The organism is Afifella sp. IM 167 (assembly GCF_020144925.1).
In the GTDB taxonomy this organism is placed as follows: domain Bacteria; phylum Pseudomonadota; class Alphaproteobacteria; order Rhizobiales; family Afifellaceae; genus Afifella.
The window spans coordinates 204,667-219,666 of record NZ_NSLC01000008.1; the positions used below are offsets into that span (position 1 = coordinate 204,667).

The window sequence follows — 15,000 nt, forward strand, 5'->3', positions numbered from 1 at the left end:
TTGCTCCCTTCTTTACCTTTCGTCTAAGCGGGATCGATGCCGACCCTCCTCCTCCTGCGCCATGCCAAGTCGGACTGGCACTCCGGTGCCAAGACCGATTTCGAGCGCCCGCTCAACGAGCGCGGACGCGAGGCGGCCCGCCTGATGGGCCGCTTCATGGCCGAGGCCGGCTATGAGCCCGATCTCGTCCTGTGCTCGCCCTCGCAGCGCACACGCGAGACGCTCGGCCTCGTCGGCGAGAGCATCCCGCTGCCCGTCGACCGCCGCTATGCGGACGCTCTCTACCAGGACGCCGACGACGACTACCTGAAGATCCTGCGCGCCGAAGGCGGCGGCTCGCTCTGCTGCCTCGTCATCGGTCACAACCCGATGATCTACGAGACGGCGCTCGCCCTTGCCGGCTCGGGCGACAAGGAGGAGCTGGCCCGCCTCAACGCCAAATATCCGAGCGGCACGCTGGCGGCCGTCGAATTCGACGGGAGCTGGAGCGATCTCTCCGGGGGCGGCGCCCGTCTCGAGCGCTATGTGAGGCCGGCCGACCTGGCGTCCTGAGGCCGCACTTTGCGCCAGCGCCTGCTTCTGCCCATATTGGGACGGAAACAAAGAATCGCGCCGCAATCCAGGCACCCCATTTGGCCTCCATCATCTCCCTTGCAGACGAAGCCCGGATCGCCTTCGACAACATCCTCGAAGGCGTCCTCGGCAATTCCTCGACGCTGCGGCTCGGCGTGACCGGCCTGTCGCGCGCCGGCAAGACCGTCTTCATCACCGCCCTCGTCCACAACCTCATCCATGGCGGGCGTCTGCCGCTCTTCGACGCCCATGCCTCCGGCCGTCTCGCCGGCGCCAGGCTGCAGCCGCAGCCCGACGATGCGGTGCCGCGCTTCGACTACGAGGCGCATGTGAAGAACCTCGTCGACAAGCGTGTCTGGCCGCGCTCCACCCGCCGCATCAGCGAGCTGCGCGTCACGCTCGAATACGAATCGGCGAGCGGCTGGAAACGCACCTTCGGCCCCGGCCGGCTCGACCTCGACATCGTCGACTATCCGGGCGAATGGCTGCTCGACCTCGCCCTCCTCGGAAAATCCTACGCCGAATGGTCGGCCGAGGCGGTCGCCATGTCGCGCGAGCCGCACCGCATGGGCCTTGCCGCCGAATGGCACGCCGCGCTGGCGCGCGTCGATCCCGGCGCCGAGGAGGACGAGACCACGGCGCGCGAGCTTGCCGCCGCCTTCACCGCCTATCTGCGGGCCGCCCGCGCCGACGAGCACGCCCTTTCCATGCTGCCGCCCGGCCGCTTCCTGATGCCCGGCGACCTGGAAGGCTCGCCCGCCCTCACCTTCTCCCCCCTCGATCTGGAGCCCGGCGCTGAGCCGGAGCCCGGCAGCCTCGCGGCGATGATGGCGCGGCGCTACGAGAGCTACCGCACGCATGTCGTCAAACCCTTCTTCCGCGAGCATTTCGCCCGCCTCGACCGGCAGATCGTCCTCGTCGACATGCTGGCGGCGCTGAATGCCGGCCCGGCCGCCCTGCGCGACCTCGAACAGGCGCTCGCCGACGTGCTCGCCTGCTTCCGCCCCGGCCGTTCCAACTGGCTGACCTCGATCCTGCAGCGGCGCATCGACAAGATCCTCTTCGCCGCCACCAAGGCCGACCACGTGCACCGTTCCGACCACGACAACCTCGCCGCCCTTCTCGCCCGCCTCACCGACAAGGCGGCCAAGCGTGCCTCCTTCGCCGGCGCGGAAGTGCGCGTCATGCCGCTGGCGGCGGTCCGTGCCACGCGCGAAGTCACCGTCACGCGCGACGGGCGCAGCCTTCCCGCCATCGCCGGCGTGCCGCTCGAAGGCGAGAAGGTCGCCGGCGAGGTCTATGACGGCGCGAGCGAAATCGCCCTTTTTCCCGGAGACTTGCCGGCCGATCCGGAATCGATCTTTGAACCGCCGCTCTTTGCCGGCCGCATGGCCGGCGCGGCCGAGGAGGTCGCCACGCAGGAGAGTCTGGCGCTCCGCTATCTGCGCTTCCGCCCGCCGAAAATCGAACGCACGGAGACCGGCATTAAGCTTTCCTTGCCGCATATCCGCTTGGATCAGGCCCTCGAATTCCTTGTCGGAGACCGGCTGCAATGAGCCCCGCCGCCGAAAGACGCGCGCCGGAAGCCTTCCGCCTCGACGAGCCGGGGGCCGCCGAGATCGAAGAGGACATCCTCGCCGATCTGGATCCGGTCGAGGAGGATGCCGAGCGCGCCGTCAGCACCATCGTGGAGCCGAAGAAACGCGGCATCCGCTGGGGCCGCATCGCCGCCGCGGGCGGCGGCGGGCTCCTCTCCCTCGCCGTCGGGATCGCCGTCGACGACCTCATCCGCAGCCTCTTTCAGCGCGCCGACTGGCTCGGCTGGCTCGGCCTCGGGCTTTTGGCGCTCTTCCTCACCGCGCTTCTGGCCATCGTCGGGCGCGAGCTCATCGCGCTTGCCCGTCTCAAGGCCGTCGCCCGGCTGCGCCTTGCCGCCGACGCGGCCTATGCCGCCAACGACCGCGAAAAGGCCCGCCGCGTCGCCCAGGATCTGGTGCGCCAGTACCAGGGCCGGCCCGACACGGCGCAGGGAAGGCGCCAGCTCAAGCAGAATCTCGGTGCCGTCATGGACGGCGCGGATCTCATTCGCCTTGCCGAGCGCGACCTCGTCCTGCCGCTCGACCGCCGCGCCAAGGCCGCGATCTCCAGCGCCGCCAGGCGGGTATCGGTCGTCACCGCGGTCAGCCCGCGCGCCCTGATCGACGTCGCCTACGTGCTCGTCGCCTGCCTCGGCCTCATCCGCAAGATCGCCACGATCTATGGCGGCCGGCCGGGCTTCTTCGGCCTCGTGCGCCTCACCGGCGCCGTCGTCAGCCACCTTGCCGTGACCGGCACCATCGCTATCGGGGACACCCTCCTCCAGCAGGTGGTCGGCCACGGCCTCGCCGCCCGGCTCTCCGCCCGTTTCGGCGAGGGCGTGGTCAACGGCCTGATGACGGCGCGGATCGGACTTTCCGCGCTCGATGTCTGCCGCCCGGTCCCCTTCGTTGCCCAGGCCCGCCCCCGGCTGAAGGACATCGCCGGCGATCTCGTCTCCTTCAGCACCGGCCGGCGGGACACTGTGACGCCGGCGACGCAAAATGGTGCTAGGGTTAACGAATGATTGGCATTTGACTCCTATCGTCTGAGCAGTTCCGGCCGTTGCCGCCGTCCTCTGGAGCCGCCCATGCGTCGTATCTTGCTTGCCGCCGCCCTGGCCATCACCGCGCCTGCCATCGTGCCTTCGAAGGCGGCGGCGGTCGATGACGACGCCGCCCTCTTCATGGAGCGCTTCGGCGGCGAATGGCGCGGCTCGGGACGTCTGCTCGTCGGTCCAGAAAGCGGCCTGCGCTTCCATTGCGCGCTCGCCGGAGACCCGTCCCGCAGCCAGATGGCCTTCGGCATGACGGGCCGCTGCTGGACCGGCTCGCTCTCCGCCCCGGTCTATGCCCGGCTCCGCTATAGCTCTGATCAGAAACAGTTTTTCGGCTCCTTCATGGATGGCGCCGAGGGTGACGGCGCCAATATCGTCGGCGAGCGCTCCGGCGAGGGCTTCATGCTGAAGCTCGTCCGCGGCGAATTGCAGGGCCGCCTTGCCGCCGAGCCGGCAGGGCCCGGCAAGATGACGGTGACGCTCTCGCTCTACGATCCGGGCTCCGGGCGCACGCTGCCCGTCGCGGCGATGGGCTTTGCCCGGCCCGATGCCGACGCCCTGCCGATCTACGACCCGACCGTCACGGGATCGATCGAGCGGACCGGCGAGCGCTAGGCGAGAGAGAACCCGGCCGCGTAAGCGGCGACGGTCGGAGGCGCCGATCCCCCCGACCGCCGTTTGTCTTTGCGGAATCTTCACGACCCTCTGTGAGGCTGGCGCGGACTCGCTCTGGAGATCCGATGCCGACCGCGCCTTCCGCGACCGTCTTTGACGAGCCTGGCCATTCGAGAGCCGCCCATGCCGCGAGCGCCGCCAGCCCGGCGCTGACGGGCGAGATCGTGCGTGGCGCGGCGGCCTTTGCCGCTCTCGCTGCCGAATGGGAGCGTCTGGCCGCGAGGGCGGCGAACGGCGTCTTCCAGACCCCCTCCTTCCTGTCGATCTGGGCACGGCACTTCACCGCCGACAAGCCCGAGCGCTTCTGGTGCGTGACCGTGCGCATGCGCGGCGAGCTCTGCCTCGTCTGGCCGATCGAGATCTGCCGCTGCGGGCCGATCCCGGTCCGCATCGCCTCCAATGCCGGCGCGCCGATCTCCCAGTACGACGAGATCCTGATCGCGCCGAAAGGCGATCCGCTCGCTCTCTTCGCCGCGGCGCTGGAAACGCTCCGGGCGGCCGGCGTCGATCTTCTCACCGTCGAGCGCGTGCGCGCCGATTCGGCCCTTGCCGCCGCCCTGCCCGCCTTCGCCCGCCGGCTCGGCGAGCCGGACGCCGCGCCCTTCACCGTCACCGATCCGGAAGGCCTCAAGGCCTTCCTCGCCTCCAGGAAGTCCAAGCTCCGCAAGGAGAGTAACCGCCGCCGCAACGCCCTTGCCGCCATCGGCGAGCTGGAGCTCGTGATGCCGGAAGATCCGGCGACCACACGCCTGTGGCTTGAGGAAACGCTGGAGTTGAAGCGCGACTGGCTGAAGGACAAGGGCATGGTGAGCCGCGCCTTCCTCGACCGGCGCACCCATGACTGTCTGGAGAGTTTCGCCGGCGAGCTCGGCGGGAGCGGCGGGGCGGTCCGGCTTCTGGCCCCGCGCCTCACGGTCGGCGGTCGTTTCGCCGCCCAGGAGATCGCCTTCCTGCACAACGGCGCCTACCACCTCTTCCTGCGCGCCTTCTCGCCGGAATTCGCCGCGCACGGCCCCGGCAACGTCCTGACGGAGATGGTGCTCGCCTGGTGCGCCGAAGAAGGCATCCTGCGTTACGACATGCTGCCCCCGCGCTTCCGCAACAAGCGCGAATGGCAGAGCGGCGAGGTCGAGGTCGCCGACTACGCCATGCCGTTGACGGCAACCGGCAGGCTCTATCAGGGCATCGTCGTCGACACGCTGAAACCGGCGATCCGCAACCTCTATTATGCCCTGCCGCAGGGCATGCGATCCTTCCTCGCCGGGCGCACGCTCCGCCTCTAGAGCGCGGCTCCGAAGCACATCTTCAAATTTCTATGCGCCGGGCATCGGCTCGTATAGGAAGACGCGCCATGCCGCGTCCGAGCCTTTCCATTTCCGCCGCCACCGGGTGGCGAACGCCCGCCATCATGCTGATGATCATGGCGGCCGCGATGCAGATCGCCTTCGCCAGTTGGTGGACGCTGATCAAGAACTTCGCGGTCGAAGGCATCGGCCTGACGGGCCGCGAGATCGGCTTTCAGGAATCGATCCGCGAAATCCCGGGCTTCCTGTCGTTCCTGGCGATCTACGTGCTCTTCGTCATGCGCGAGCAGACGCTGGCGCTGGTCTCTCTGGCGCTTCTGGGCATCGGCGTCGCCATAACCGGCTGGTTCCCGAGCGCCTGGGGCCTCTACGCCACGACGCTGCTGATGTCGCTCGGCTTCCACTACTACGAGACGATGAACCAGAGCCTTGCGCTGCAATGGTTGCCGCGCGCCGAGGCGCCCCGCATCATGGGCCGCATCCTCGCTGTCGCCGGCGTTGCCCAGCTCGTCGCCTACGGCCTCATCGCCATCGGATGGAAGACCTTCGAGCTCTCCTTCACCGCCGTCTTCATGATCGCCGGCGGCACGACGCTCGCCATCGTCCTCTTTCTCGTCTTCGCCTTTCCGGACTTCCGGGAAGAGACGCCGCAGCTGAAGAAGCTCGTCCTGCGCCGCCGCTACTGGCTCTACTACGCGCTGACCTTCCTCGCCGGCGCCCGCCGGCAGATCTTCACCGTCTTCGCCGGTCTGATGATGGTGCAGAAATTCGGCTACGAGGTCGGCGACATCGCCCTCCTCTTCCTGATCAACTGCGCTTTCAACATGCTCTTTGCGCCGAAGATCGGCGCCATGATCGTCCGCTTCGGCGAGCGCGCCGCGCTGACGGTGGAGTATATCGGCCTGATCGGCGTCTTCCTCGCTTACGCCTTCGTGGAAAATCCCTGGCTGGCGGCGAGCCTTTACGTTGTCGACCATGCCTTCTTCGCCATGGCGATCGCCCTCAAGACCTACTTCCAGAAGATCGCCGCGCCGGCCGATATCGCGCCCTCGGCGGGCGTCGCCTTCACCATCAACCACATCGCCGCCGTCGGCATTCCCGCTTCCTTCGGCTTCATCTGGCTGGTCTCGCCCTCGGCCGTCTTTCTCATCGGCGCGGCTATGGCGACCACATCGCTCATCCTCGTGCGGCTGATCCCGCGCCATCCCGATGAGGGGGTGGAAGTCGTCTGGAAATCCCGCCCGGGCCTGGCTCCAGCGGAGTAACTTCCCGCCTCGCCTACACTTTCTTTTTCGTCCGACAATTCTATCCGATATCCCGACGATTTCTTTCAGAAACCGCAGGCTCGCGCGTTAATCCTGTCGCTTTACCAACGTCCCGACAATTTTACGCAAGTCGTCCGATTGGCCGTAAACCTTTCGGTAATGATTGCGGGGGTCTGGACGATGAAACGGATATCTCTTGCTGTCGCGGCCGCTTTTCTGGTGGGGCCGGCATTGGCCGGCTTCATGGCCTGGCAGGACCACAGGCTGGAGACGAACTGCAAGGTGGCGATGGATGGCTGCCTGAAGAAGATGCGCGTCCGCGGGCTCCTGTGGGAGAGCCTCGGCATCGAGGCGCGCGCCGCGCGCTGGTACCGCCGCGGCATCGCCGAGCATGATCCGGCGGCAATGTTCCATCTGGCCGCCCTGAGGGAGGCGCAGGCCTGGGAGCGGCTCGAGATGAGCCCGCGCGACTGGATCCTGCGCCAGCGCAAAGGCTCGGCGATCTCCGGCGGTCTGAAAGAGAAGGTGCGCCGCGAGGGCGAGGAGGCGATCGCCTGGTATCGCCGTTCGGCGGAGGCGGGCTTCGCCCCGGCCATGAATAATATCGGCGAGGCCTATCTCGGCGGCTTCGGCGTCGTCGCGGACGAAGGCGAGGCCTATCGCTGGAAACTGAACGCGGCCAAGGCCGGCAACCCGGTCGGCGCCTTCTATCTCGCATTCGCCACCGGCGCTTCGGTGAAGGGGTCAGCCGGCGGGGACGACAGGCAGCGCTGGAGCGAGCTCAGGGCGACGGCGGCGGATGGGCGCGATCTCGCCGAGCCGACGCTGAGCCGCACGAAGAACATCGGTGCGCCGCTCTCCTGGCGCTCGCGCCAGGCTCTGCGCATGGCGGCCGAGAACGGCACCTCCGCCATGACGGCGATCGGCGCCGGCCTGCCGGCGCTGGCGCCCGCCTTCCTGCCGGGCCTCACCTCGGGGGAGCCGAATGCGGCCGACCGCAAGTTCGAGGGCATGGAGGTCGTTGGCGTCCTGCCGCCGGTCGCCAGGGCGCAATAAAAAAAGCCGGGCATTTGCCCGGCTTCGGATCGAAGAAGGGCCGGGCCGAACAGCTCCGGCCTTTCTCGTTTTCAGCGCGCCGCAACCTTGGCGCGGCGCGGCTGGCGCAGGCGGGAGAAGAAGCTGGCGACGGTCTCCACGTCGCGGCGCACGAGCTCCATCGGCGAAAGCCCGTCACGGATGCCCTCTGCATTGGCGAAGGCCGGATCGATCTCGAAGGACAGGCGCTGGCGCATTTCTCTCTCCCGTTTGCGGCAATGCCGCGTTCCATGGAGAGAGGTTTAGGGGGCGGCGCCTTCGCCCGATGTGCCCGATTGCACGCAGCGAAACGGGCCGCTCCGAAGAGGCGGCCCGTCGCTGATCGGCTATGCCCGGTTGCGGCTCAGATGACGCCGAGCTTCTTCTGCAGCTTCGAGGAGGAGGTCGTGTACTGGAAGACGATGCGCTCGTTCGGGGCGACATGGTGCTTGGCCGCCTGCGCCATCAGCGCGGCCTCGTGGAAGCCGGAGAGGATGAGCTTCAGCTTGCCCGGATAGGTGTTGATGTCGCCGATGGCGAAGATGCCCGGCTCGGACGACTGGAACTTCGCCGTATCGACCGGGATCAGGTTCTCATCGAGGTTGAGCCCCCATTCGGCGACGGGGCCGAGCTTCATGGTGAGCCCGAAGAACGGCAGCATGCGCGTGCAGGGGATTTCGATCTCCCCCTCCGGCGTCTTCAGCGTCGCCGCCTCCAGCTGGCCGTTCGAGCCCTTCAGCCCCGTCACCTGTCCCTGCTGGAAGACGAGCTCGTTCTTTTCCTGCAGCGCGAACATCTTGTTGACGGAGTCCGGCGCGGCGCGGAACTCCGGCCGGCGATGCACCAGCGTCATCGACTTCGCCAGCGGCTGCAGGTTGAGCGTCCAGTCGAGCGCCGAATCGCCGCCGCCGACGACGAGCAGCTCGTGGTCTCGGAAATCCTCCATCCGGCGCACCGAATAGAAGACCGAAGTGCCCTCGTATTCCTCGATGCCCGGGATCGGCGGGCGCTTCGGCTGGAAGGAGCCGCCGCCCGCGGCGATCACCAGAACCTTGCACTTGAAGGTCGTGCCGGCGTCGGTGCGCACGCGGAAGCCTTCTTCGCCGAGGCGCTCCAACTCCGTCACCATCTCGCCGAAATGGAATTCCGGGTTGAAGGGAGCGATCTGCTCCATGAGCTTGTCGACGAGGCCCTGGGCAGAGATCTCCGGCCAGCCGGGAATGTCGTAGATCGGCTTTTCCGGATAGAGTTCGGCGCACTGCCCGCCCGGCCGGTCGAGGATGTCGACCAGATGGCATTTGAGGTCCAGAAGGCCGAGTTCGAAAACGGCGAACAGCCCGACCGGTCCGGCGCCGATGATGACGACGTCGGTCTCGAAAAGCGGCTCAGTCATGCTTGACGCTCCGGAATGGTGACGAGGAGCCCGTCGAGCTCGTCACGTACTCTGATCTGGCAGGACAGTCGCGACGTCGGGCGCACGTCGTAGGCGAAGTCGAGCATGTCCTCTTCCATCGGCTCCGGCGAGCCGGTGCGTTCGAACCAATCCTCGTCGACATAGACGTGGCAGGTGGCGCAGGCGCAGGCGCCGCCGCATTCGGCCTCGATACCGGAAAGTCCCTCTTTCAGGGCCGCTTCCATGACAGTCGAGCCGTTTTCGGCCTCCACCTCGTGGCGGGTGCCGTCCTGAGCGATGAAGGTAATCTTGGGCATGTCCGATCCGTGTTGCGAGGCACGGGTTTAGGCACGCTCCCGGCTATGTCAAGCATGGCTCTGGCGCAACGCGCCTAAGTCGCAGTCAACGGCCCAAAAGATGGGCGATGACCTCCTCCACGGCCATGCCGAGGTCGCTGAGGTCGCCCTCCGGCCTCGCCGCTTCCGCCTGCGCGTCGCTCGCGGCGAGGGCGAGACGCTCTGCCCCGACATTGCGGGCAAGTCCTTTCAGCGCATGCACCCGCTCGGCCCGCTTTACCGGATCCTTCGCCTCGTGCACCTGGCGCAGCAGCCTTTCCGCCTCGGCGACGAAGAGCGAAAGAATCTCGCGCTGCAACTCTGCGTCGCCCATGGTCTGGCGCGCCAGATGGGCTTCGTTGAGGATGAGTGCTTTCCCGTCTGCCGACATCACCCGCCCGCCCCTCGCCGCTTCGCGTCATCCCGCCAAAAGGCGGCCATGCCTTCCCAATACGGCGCACGCTTGTTGTTTCAGATTGAGACGCGCTCGCAGCCCATTCATATTATTCGCAATTCGCCCCGGCCGAAAATGCGCACGAAGCAATTGCCGCTTCTCACAGCGTTACAGAAATATTAGGATACCACAGCCAGTTTGAATGGGGAGGACGCAGCCGCCCTTGCGCGGCGCGGCTGCGTATGAAGTATCGGGCGGCGGCGATCCGATGTGATCGAGGTGTAAGGTAGGGGCGCCTGACGAATGAACCCCGCATTCGTCGTCCTCGCTTGTCGGCCACAAAAAGGCCGGCACGGCATCCGTTATAGTCGTTGCGTACGGACCGGAGCGTAGTGTCATGGGTAAAATTCCGAAGGCTGAATCGACCGAGGCGGCGCTGTCTGCCGTGGAGGAGGCTCTGCGCATCGATTTCGGGGCGGCCACGCGCGGCTCGGCATCGAACGCAGCCTCCGGCGCCAGCGCGCCCGCCAGGAAGGTGACGCCGGCTCCCGCAACCAGGCAGAGCCAGCCGCAGCCGAACGGGCGCGACAGGAAGGCCGAGCCCGAGCGCCCGCGCAACGGCGACCGCAAGGCCCGCCGCGCCGCCAACGACGATGTCCGCTCCATCGGCAACCTTCTCTATGCCCTGCAGCGCCGTCCCTCCTACGCTCCCTTCTGGACCGCCTTCCTCCTCTCCGCCGTCTGGGGCGGCCTCGGCGCGGCCTTCGGCCTTGGCCTGTGGCGCGGCGAGATCACCTCCATCCGCTCGATGGACCAGCTCAGCCAGGCGCCGCATCTCGTGGCGCTGGCCGTCGCCATCGTCGTGCCGGTCCTGCTCTTCTGGGTCATGGCGCTGATGATCTGGCGCTCGCAGGAAATGCGCATCGTCTCGCGCACCATGACGGAAGTGGCCCTGCGCCTCGCCGAGCCGGAGAACATCGCCAAGGAATCGATCGTCACCGTCGGCCAGGCCATCCGCCGCGAAGTCGCCTCCATGGGCGACGGCATCGAGCGCGCCCTTGCCCGCGCCAGCGAGCTGGAAGTCCTCGTGCAGAACGAGGTCGCCTCGCTGGAGCGCTCCTATACCGACAACGAGATGCGCATCCGCCGGCTGATCGACGAGCTCGTCTCCGAGCGCGAGGCGATCCTGCAGAACGCCGACCGCATCAAGGCGGCGATGGGCGGCGCCCACGAGACGCTGACCTCCGATCTCGCCAAGACCAGCGACCAGATCCTGTCCACCGCCGACGAGGCGGCCCGGCGCATCGCCGACCTCCTCTCCGAGCGCACCAGCTCCGTCACCATCGATCTCGGCGAGGCCGGCGAGAAGCTCGTCTCGGCCCTGTCGGACCGTACCGACAACCTCATCGAGCGCCTCGACCAGACCAGCGAGCGCCTGACGAGCGCGCTCGATTATCGCTCCGGCGATCTCGTCGACAACCTCAACCGCAGCCATACGCAGGCGGCCGAGAGCTTCACCGAGCGCGGCAACGAGCTCCTGGAGCGTATCCGCGACGCACAGGACCGCCTCAACCACACGCTCACCGAGCGCTCCTCCTCGCTGCTGGAAAACCTCGGCAGCTCCGCCCAGCGCATCGAGAACGCCATCATCGTCGAAGGCCCTGCCCTCGCCGATCGCATCGCCACCCAGAGCACCGACATCGCCGGCCGGCTCACCGGCACGGCCGAGGAGCTTTCGGAACGCTTCGCCACCCAGGGCGAGGAATTCACCCGCCGCGTCACCGGCAGCTCCGAGCAGCTCTCCGCGCGCCTTTCCGTGCATGGCGAGGAATACGCCCGCCGCATCACCGATGCCGGCGAAGACATTTCCGGGCGTCTTTCCTCCAATGGCGAGGAATATTCCCGGCGCATCACCGCGGCCGCGGATGACCTGTCCGAGCGCATTTCCGCGCGCGGCGAGGATATCGCCGTCCGCCTGACCGCCAGCGCTGACGACGTCTCCGACCGGCTTGCCTCGCGCAGCGAGGAATTCGCCGAGCGCATCACCTCCTCCACCGGCGATGCCTCCGACCGCCTCTTGTCCCGCGGCGAGGAATTTGCCGAGCGCATCGTCTCGACGGCCGGCGACGCTTCCGACCGGCTGCGCGAGCGCGGCGAGGAGATCGCCGAGGCGATCACCGCGAAGTCGGAAGAATCCGGCAACCGCATCGAGCGCGCCACCGATATCGTCACCAACGTGCTCGACACCCGCGCGCGCAAGGTCATCGAACAACTCGGCGAGAGCGGCCGCTCCGTCACCACGGCGATGCACGAGGAGATCGCGGTCGTCACCGAGCGTCTCAACGAGGCGGAGAAGAACTTCTCCTCCACCGGCGAGCGCTTCACCCTCAGCCTCGACGATCAGGTCGGGCGCGTGGAGGCGAGCTTCGGCGAGAGCGCGAAGCGCGTCTCCGATCTCTTTGGCGAGCGCAGCGAGGCTCTCGGCGAGCTCATCGACAGCCGCATCTCCGACATGGGCGCGACGCTCGACGGCCGCCTCGGCGGCTTCGATACGCGCATCAGGGAGAGCGCCGAGAACGTCGCCATCCGCCTGGCCAGTTCCGCCGAGACCATCGAGAGCGCCGTCTCCAGCCGCCTGTCGGGCTTTGAGACGCGCGTCACCGCCCGCATTGGCGAGGTCACCGAGCAGTTCGGCACCCGCGCCGAAGGCCTGACGGAGACGCTCGACGACCGTCTCGGCCGCATCAACACGGCGCTCGACACCCGCGCCCGCCAGATCAGCGAGACGCTGATTGCCCGCACCCGCGAGATCTCGGCCGCCTTCGCCGACGGCCAGAATGAGATGTCGACGAGCCTGGAAGGCCGCCTCAGCGAGCTCGGCGAGACCCTCACCTCCAAGACCCAGGAGCTGACGGAATCGATCGCCGGACGCATGATCGAGGTGAACCATGGCTTCGGCGAGCGGCTGATCTCCGTCGAGCACAGCTTCTCCACCCGCGCCAACGCCCTGCAGACAGCCCTCGACACGACGAGCGACGCGCTCAACGACAAGACCGAGGCGCTCAATTCCATGCTGGCGGCCCGCCAGAACGAGCTCGCCTCGCTCATCGACAGCCGCTCCTCCACCCTCATGGACGCGATAGAGACCCGCGGTCGCTTCGTCATCGAGGGCATGGAAACCCAGGGCCAGCAGTTCCTGGAAAACGTCAGCGGCCAGACCCAGTCGCTGGTGGAAGGCCTCGACAGCCGCGCTCGCGACATCACCGAAGGCCTCGACCAGCGGAGCACCGGTCTCATCGGCGCTCTCGACGAGCATCGCCAGAACCTCTTCTCCGAGTTCGACCAGCGTCGTTCCGGCATTGCTGGCGATTTCGACCGGCGGCGCACGGGGCTCATCGGCGATCTCGACGAGCACCGCCAGAGCCTCTTCTCCGAGCTCGACGAGCGTCGTTCCGGCTTCACCGGCGACTTCGACGAGCGGCGCGCGGGCCTCATCGGCGATCTCGACGAGCAGCGCCAGAGCCTCTTCTCCGAGCTCGACGAGCGTCGTTCCGGCTTCACCGGCGACTTCGACGAGCGGCGCACGGGCCTCGTCGGCGATCTCGACGAGCACCGCCGGAGCCTCTTCTCCGAGCTCGACCGTCAGCGTCAGGACCTGTTCGAGGGCTGGGACGAGCGCAGCCGCACCACGGCCGATACGATCCGCGCCACGAGCGAGGACTCCATCGGCCGGCTGGACGAGAGCGCCCATGCGCTCCTCTCCACGCTCAACACCCATTCCCACAACATCGTGGAAGCCGTTACCGGCACGAACGACCGCTTCCGCAGCGACATCAACGAACTGCTCGGGCGGCTCGAGGAGACCAACCAGCAGCTCGGCTCGGTTCTCGCCTCCTCCGGCGAGCAGCTTTCCACCATGGAAAGCAACCTGGCGCATCAGGCCGACAGTCTCCGCAACGCCCTGGAAGCGGCGGCGGGCGAGACCTCGACCTCGACCTCCATCCTGTCCGACCAGATCAAGACGCTGCGCGACGTCTCCACCCATGTCCTGCGCGACATCACGGCGATTGCCACGCAGTTCGACAACCAGTCGGACTCCCTCGCCCAGGCGGCCCGCCAGCTCGACGAGGCGAACCGCACGATGGAAGGCGCCGTCAGCGGCGGCAGCGAGGCGCTGGAAGCGATCGCGGCCGGTCTGACGAACCAGGCGACGTCGGTGGAGGAGCAGCTGACGCGCCTCACCGGCATGCTCTCCGACACGCTCGGATCCGCCGAGGAGCGCATCAACTCCGTCGCCGACGCGCTTTCGGCCCGCGCCTCCTTCTCCGCCCGCTCCGCCACGGAAGAGCTGGAAGAGAGCCTCGGCTCGGCCGAGGAGCGCATCGCGGCGATCACCCAGTCCCTGTCGTCCCGCACCTGGGAATCCACCCGCGGCGCGACCGAGGAGCTGGAGGCGAGCCTTGCCGCCGCCGAGGAGCGCATTGCTCAGGTCGCCGGCTCGCTGACCAGCCGCACCGCCGATTCGGCCCGTGCGGCGACCGAGGAGCTCGCCCAGAGCCTCAACGCGGCCGAGGAGCGCATCACGCAGATCGCCGAGACCCTGTCCTCCCGCACCTCGCAGTCGGCCCATAGCGCCGCCGAGGAGCTGGAAGGCACCCTCAGCGCCGCCGAGGAGCGCGTCGCCCAGATCGCCCAGGCGCTCGGACGCCGTGCCGAGGAGGCCGCGCGCTCTGCGATCAGCCAGTTCGAGACGATGCGCCTTGCCGCCATCGCCGAGGGACAGCGTGCCGTCGAAAGCGTCGAACAGGCCCGCGCCGAGTTGATGGAGCGTCTGAGTTCCGTTTCCTCCGGGTCCGACGAGAAGGTGCGCGAGGCCAATGCGCGCCTGATGGCCGAGATCACGGAGGCCGTGGAAGGCGCCACCGAGCGCTTCTCCGCCACCGCCGAGAAGATGCGCCATGCCGCCCGCGACATGCAGCGCGAGTTGCAGGAGGCCCGCCAGGATCTGGAAAAGGGTGTGCGTGAAATGCCCGAGGAGGCGCGCCACGCTTCCGAATCGATGCGCCGCGCCATCACCGAGCAGATCGAGGCGATCTCCGCCCTCACCGACATCGTCTCGCGCCGCGAGGCGACGACGGGCGGCTTCGCCGCAAGGAGCGCGCCGGCGCAGCGCGAGGTGGCCGTTGAGCCGCGCCGTGCCGCGGCGGTCCAGGAGCAGCCGGCACCGGTCGAGCGCACGCTGCCGCGCGCCGCGAACCTTGAGACCCCAGCTCAAGCGCCGGCCCAGCCGGAGCCCCGTGCCCGCGAGATCGAGCGCGCACCGGCCCCGGCCCGCACCTCCGGCCAGTCCCAGCC

At 67.9% G+C, this 15,000-nt stretch carries 12 protein-coding genes; 8 read left to right on the forward strand and 4 right to left on the reverse strand.

Annotated features, from left to right (window positions below; translation table 11 throughout):
- Positions 1–36: 36 nt before the first annotated feature.
- The 7 genes from CLD20_RS15835 to CLD20_RS15865 all read left to right on the forward strand — a co-directional run bounded on the left by CLD20_RS15835 (position 37) and on the right by CLD20_RS15865 (position 7,505).
- Positions 37–552, forward strand: coding sequence for a histidine phosphatase family protein (locus CLD20_RS15835; RefSeq protein WP_224407626.1), 516 nt, complete (start codon positions 37–39; stop codon positions 550–552).
- An 80-nt stretch (positions 553–632) separates the two neighbouring features.
- Positions 633–2,129 (forward strand): YcjX family protein, encoded by a 1,497-nt coding sequence (locus tag CLD20_RS15840; RefSeq protein ID WP_224407627.1) that lies wholly within the window; start codon positions 633–635, stop codon positions 2,127–2,129.
- A complete protein-coding gene (locus CLD20_RS15845; protein ID WP_224407628.1) occupies positions 2,126–3,175 on the forward strand; it encodes a YcjF family protein in 1,050 nt (349 codons plus the stop codon). Before CLD20_RS15840 ends, CLD20_RS15845 begins: the two co-directional genes overlap by 4 nt.
- Before the next feature lie 63 nt (positions 3,176–3,238).
- Complete coding sequence (locus tag CLD20_RS15850) at positions 3,239–3,820, forward strand: hypothetical protein (RefSeq protein WP_224407629.1); 582 nt, start codon at positions 3,239–3,241, stop codon at positions 3,818–3,820.
- A gap of 125 nt (positions 3,821–3,945) precedes the next feature.
- A complete protein-coding gene (locus CLD20_RS15855) occupies positions 3,946–5,163 on the forward strand; it encodes a GNAT family N-acetyltransferase (RefSeq protein ID WP_224407630.1) in 1,218 nt (405 codons plus the stop codon).
- Positions 5,164–5,231: 68 nt separating this feature from the next.
- Positions 5,232–6,449 carry an MFS transporter gene (locus tag CLD20_RS15860; protein ID WP_224407631.1) on the forward strand — a complete coding sequence of 406 codons (1,218 nt, stop codon included), beginning with the start codon at positions 5,232–5,234 and terminating at the stop codon, positions 6,447–6,449.
- Positions 6,450–6,629: 180 nt separating this feature from the next.
- Positions 6,630–7,505, forward strand: a complete 876-nt coding sequence (locus CLD20_RS15865) for a tetratricopeptide repeat protein (RefSeq protein ID WP_224407632.1) — start codon at positions 6,630–6,632, stop codon at positions 7,503–7,505.
- A gap of 71 nt (positions 7,506–7,576) precedes the next feature.
- Here the strand turns inward: CLD20_RS15865 and CLD20_RS15870 are convergent, their stop codons facing one another.
- The 4 genes from CLD20_RS15870 to CLD20_RS15885 form a co-directional block, all read right to left on the reverse strand.
- Positions 7,577–7,741, reverse strand: coding sequence for a hypothetical protein (locus CLD20_RS15870; RefSeq protein WP_224407633.1), 165 nt, complete (start codon positions 7,739–7,741; stop codon positions 7,577–7,579).
- 146 nt (positions 7,742–7,887) lie between these two features.
- On the reverse strand, positions 7,888–8,916 hold the full coding sequence (locus CLD20_RS15875; RefSeq protein ID WP_224407634.1) for an NAD(P)/FAD-dependent oxidoreductase: 1,029 nt from the start codon (positions 8,914–8,916) through the stop codon (positions 7,888–7,890).
- Complete coding sequence (locus CLD20_RS15880; protein ID WP_224407635.1) at positions 8,913–9,233, reverse strand: 2Fe-2S iron-sulfur cluster-binding protein; 321 nt, start codon at positions 9,231–9,233, stop codon at positions 8,913–8,915. Before CLD20_RS15880 ends, CLD20_RS15875 begins: the two co-directional genes overlap by 4 nt.
- 85 nt (positions 9,234–9,318) lie before the next feature.
- Positions 9,319–9,642, reverse strand: a complete 324-nt coding sequence (locus CLD20_RS15885; protein WP_224407636.1) for an Hpt domain-containing protein — start codon at positions 9,640–9,642, stop codon at positions 9,319–9,321.
- A 400-nt stretch (positions 9,643–10,042) separates the two neighbouring features.
- Between CLD20_RS15885 and CLD20_RS15890 the strand changes: the two genes are divergently transcribed.
- A partial coding sequence (locus CLD20_RS15890) for a hypothetical protein (RefSeq protein WP_224407637.1) occupies positions 10,043–15,000 on the forward strand: 4,958 nt, incomplete at its 3' end.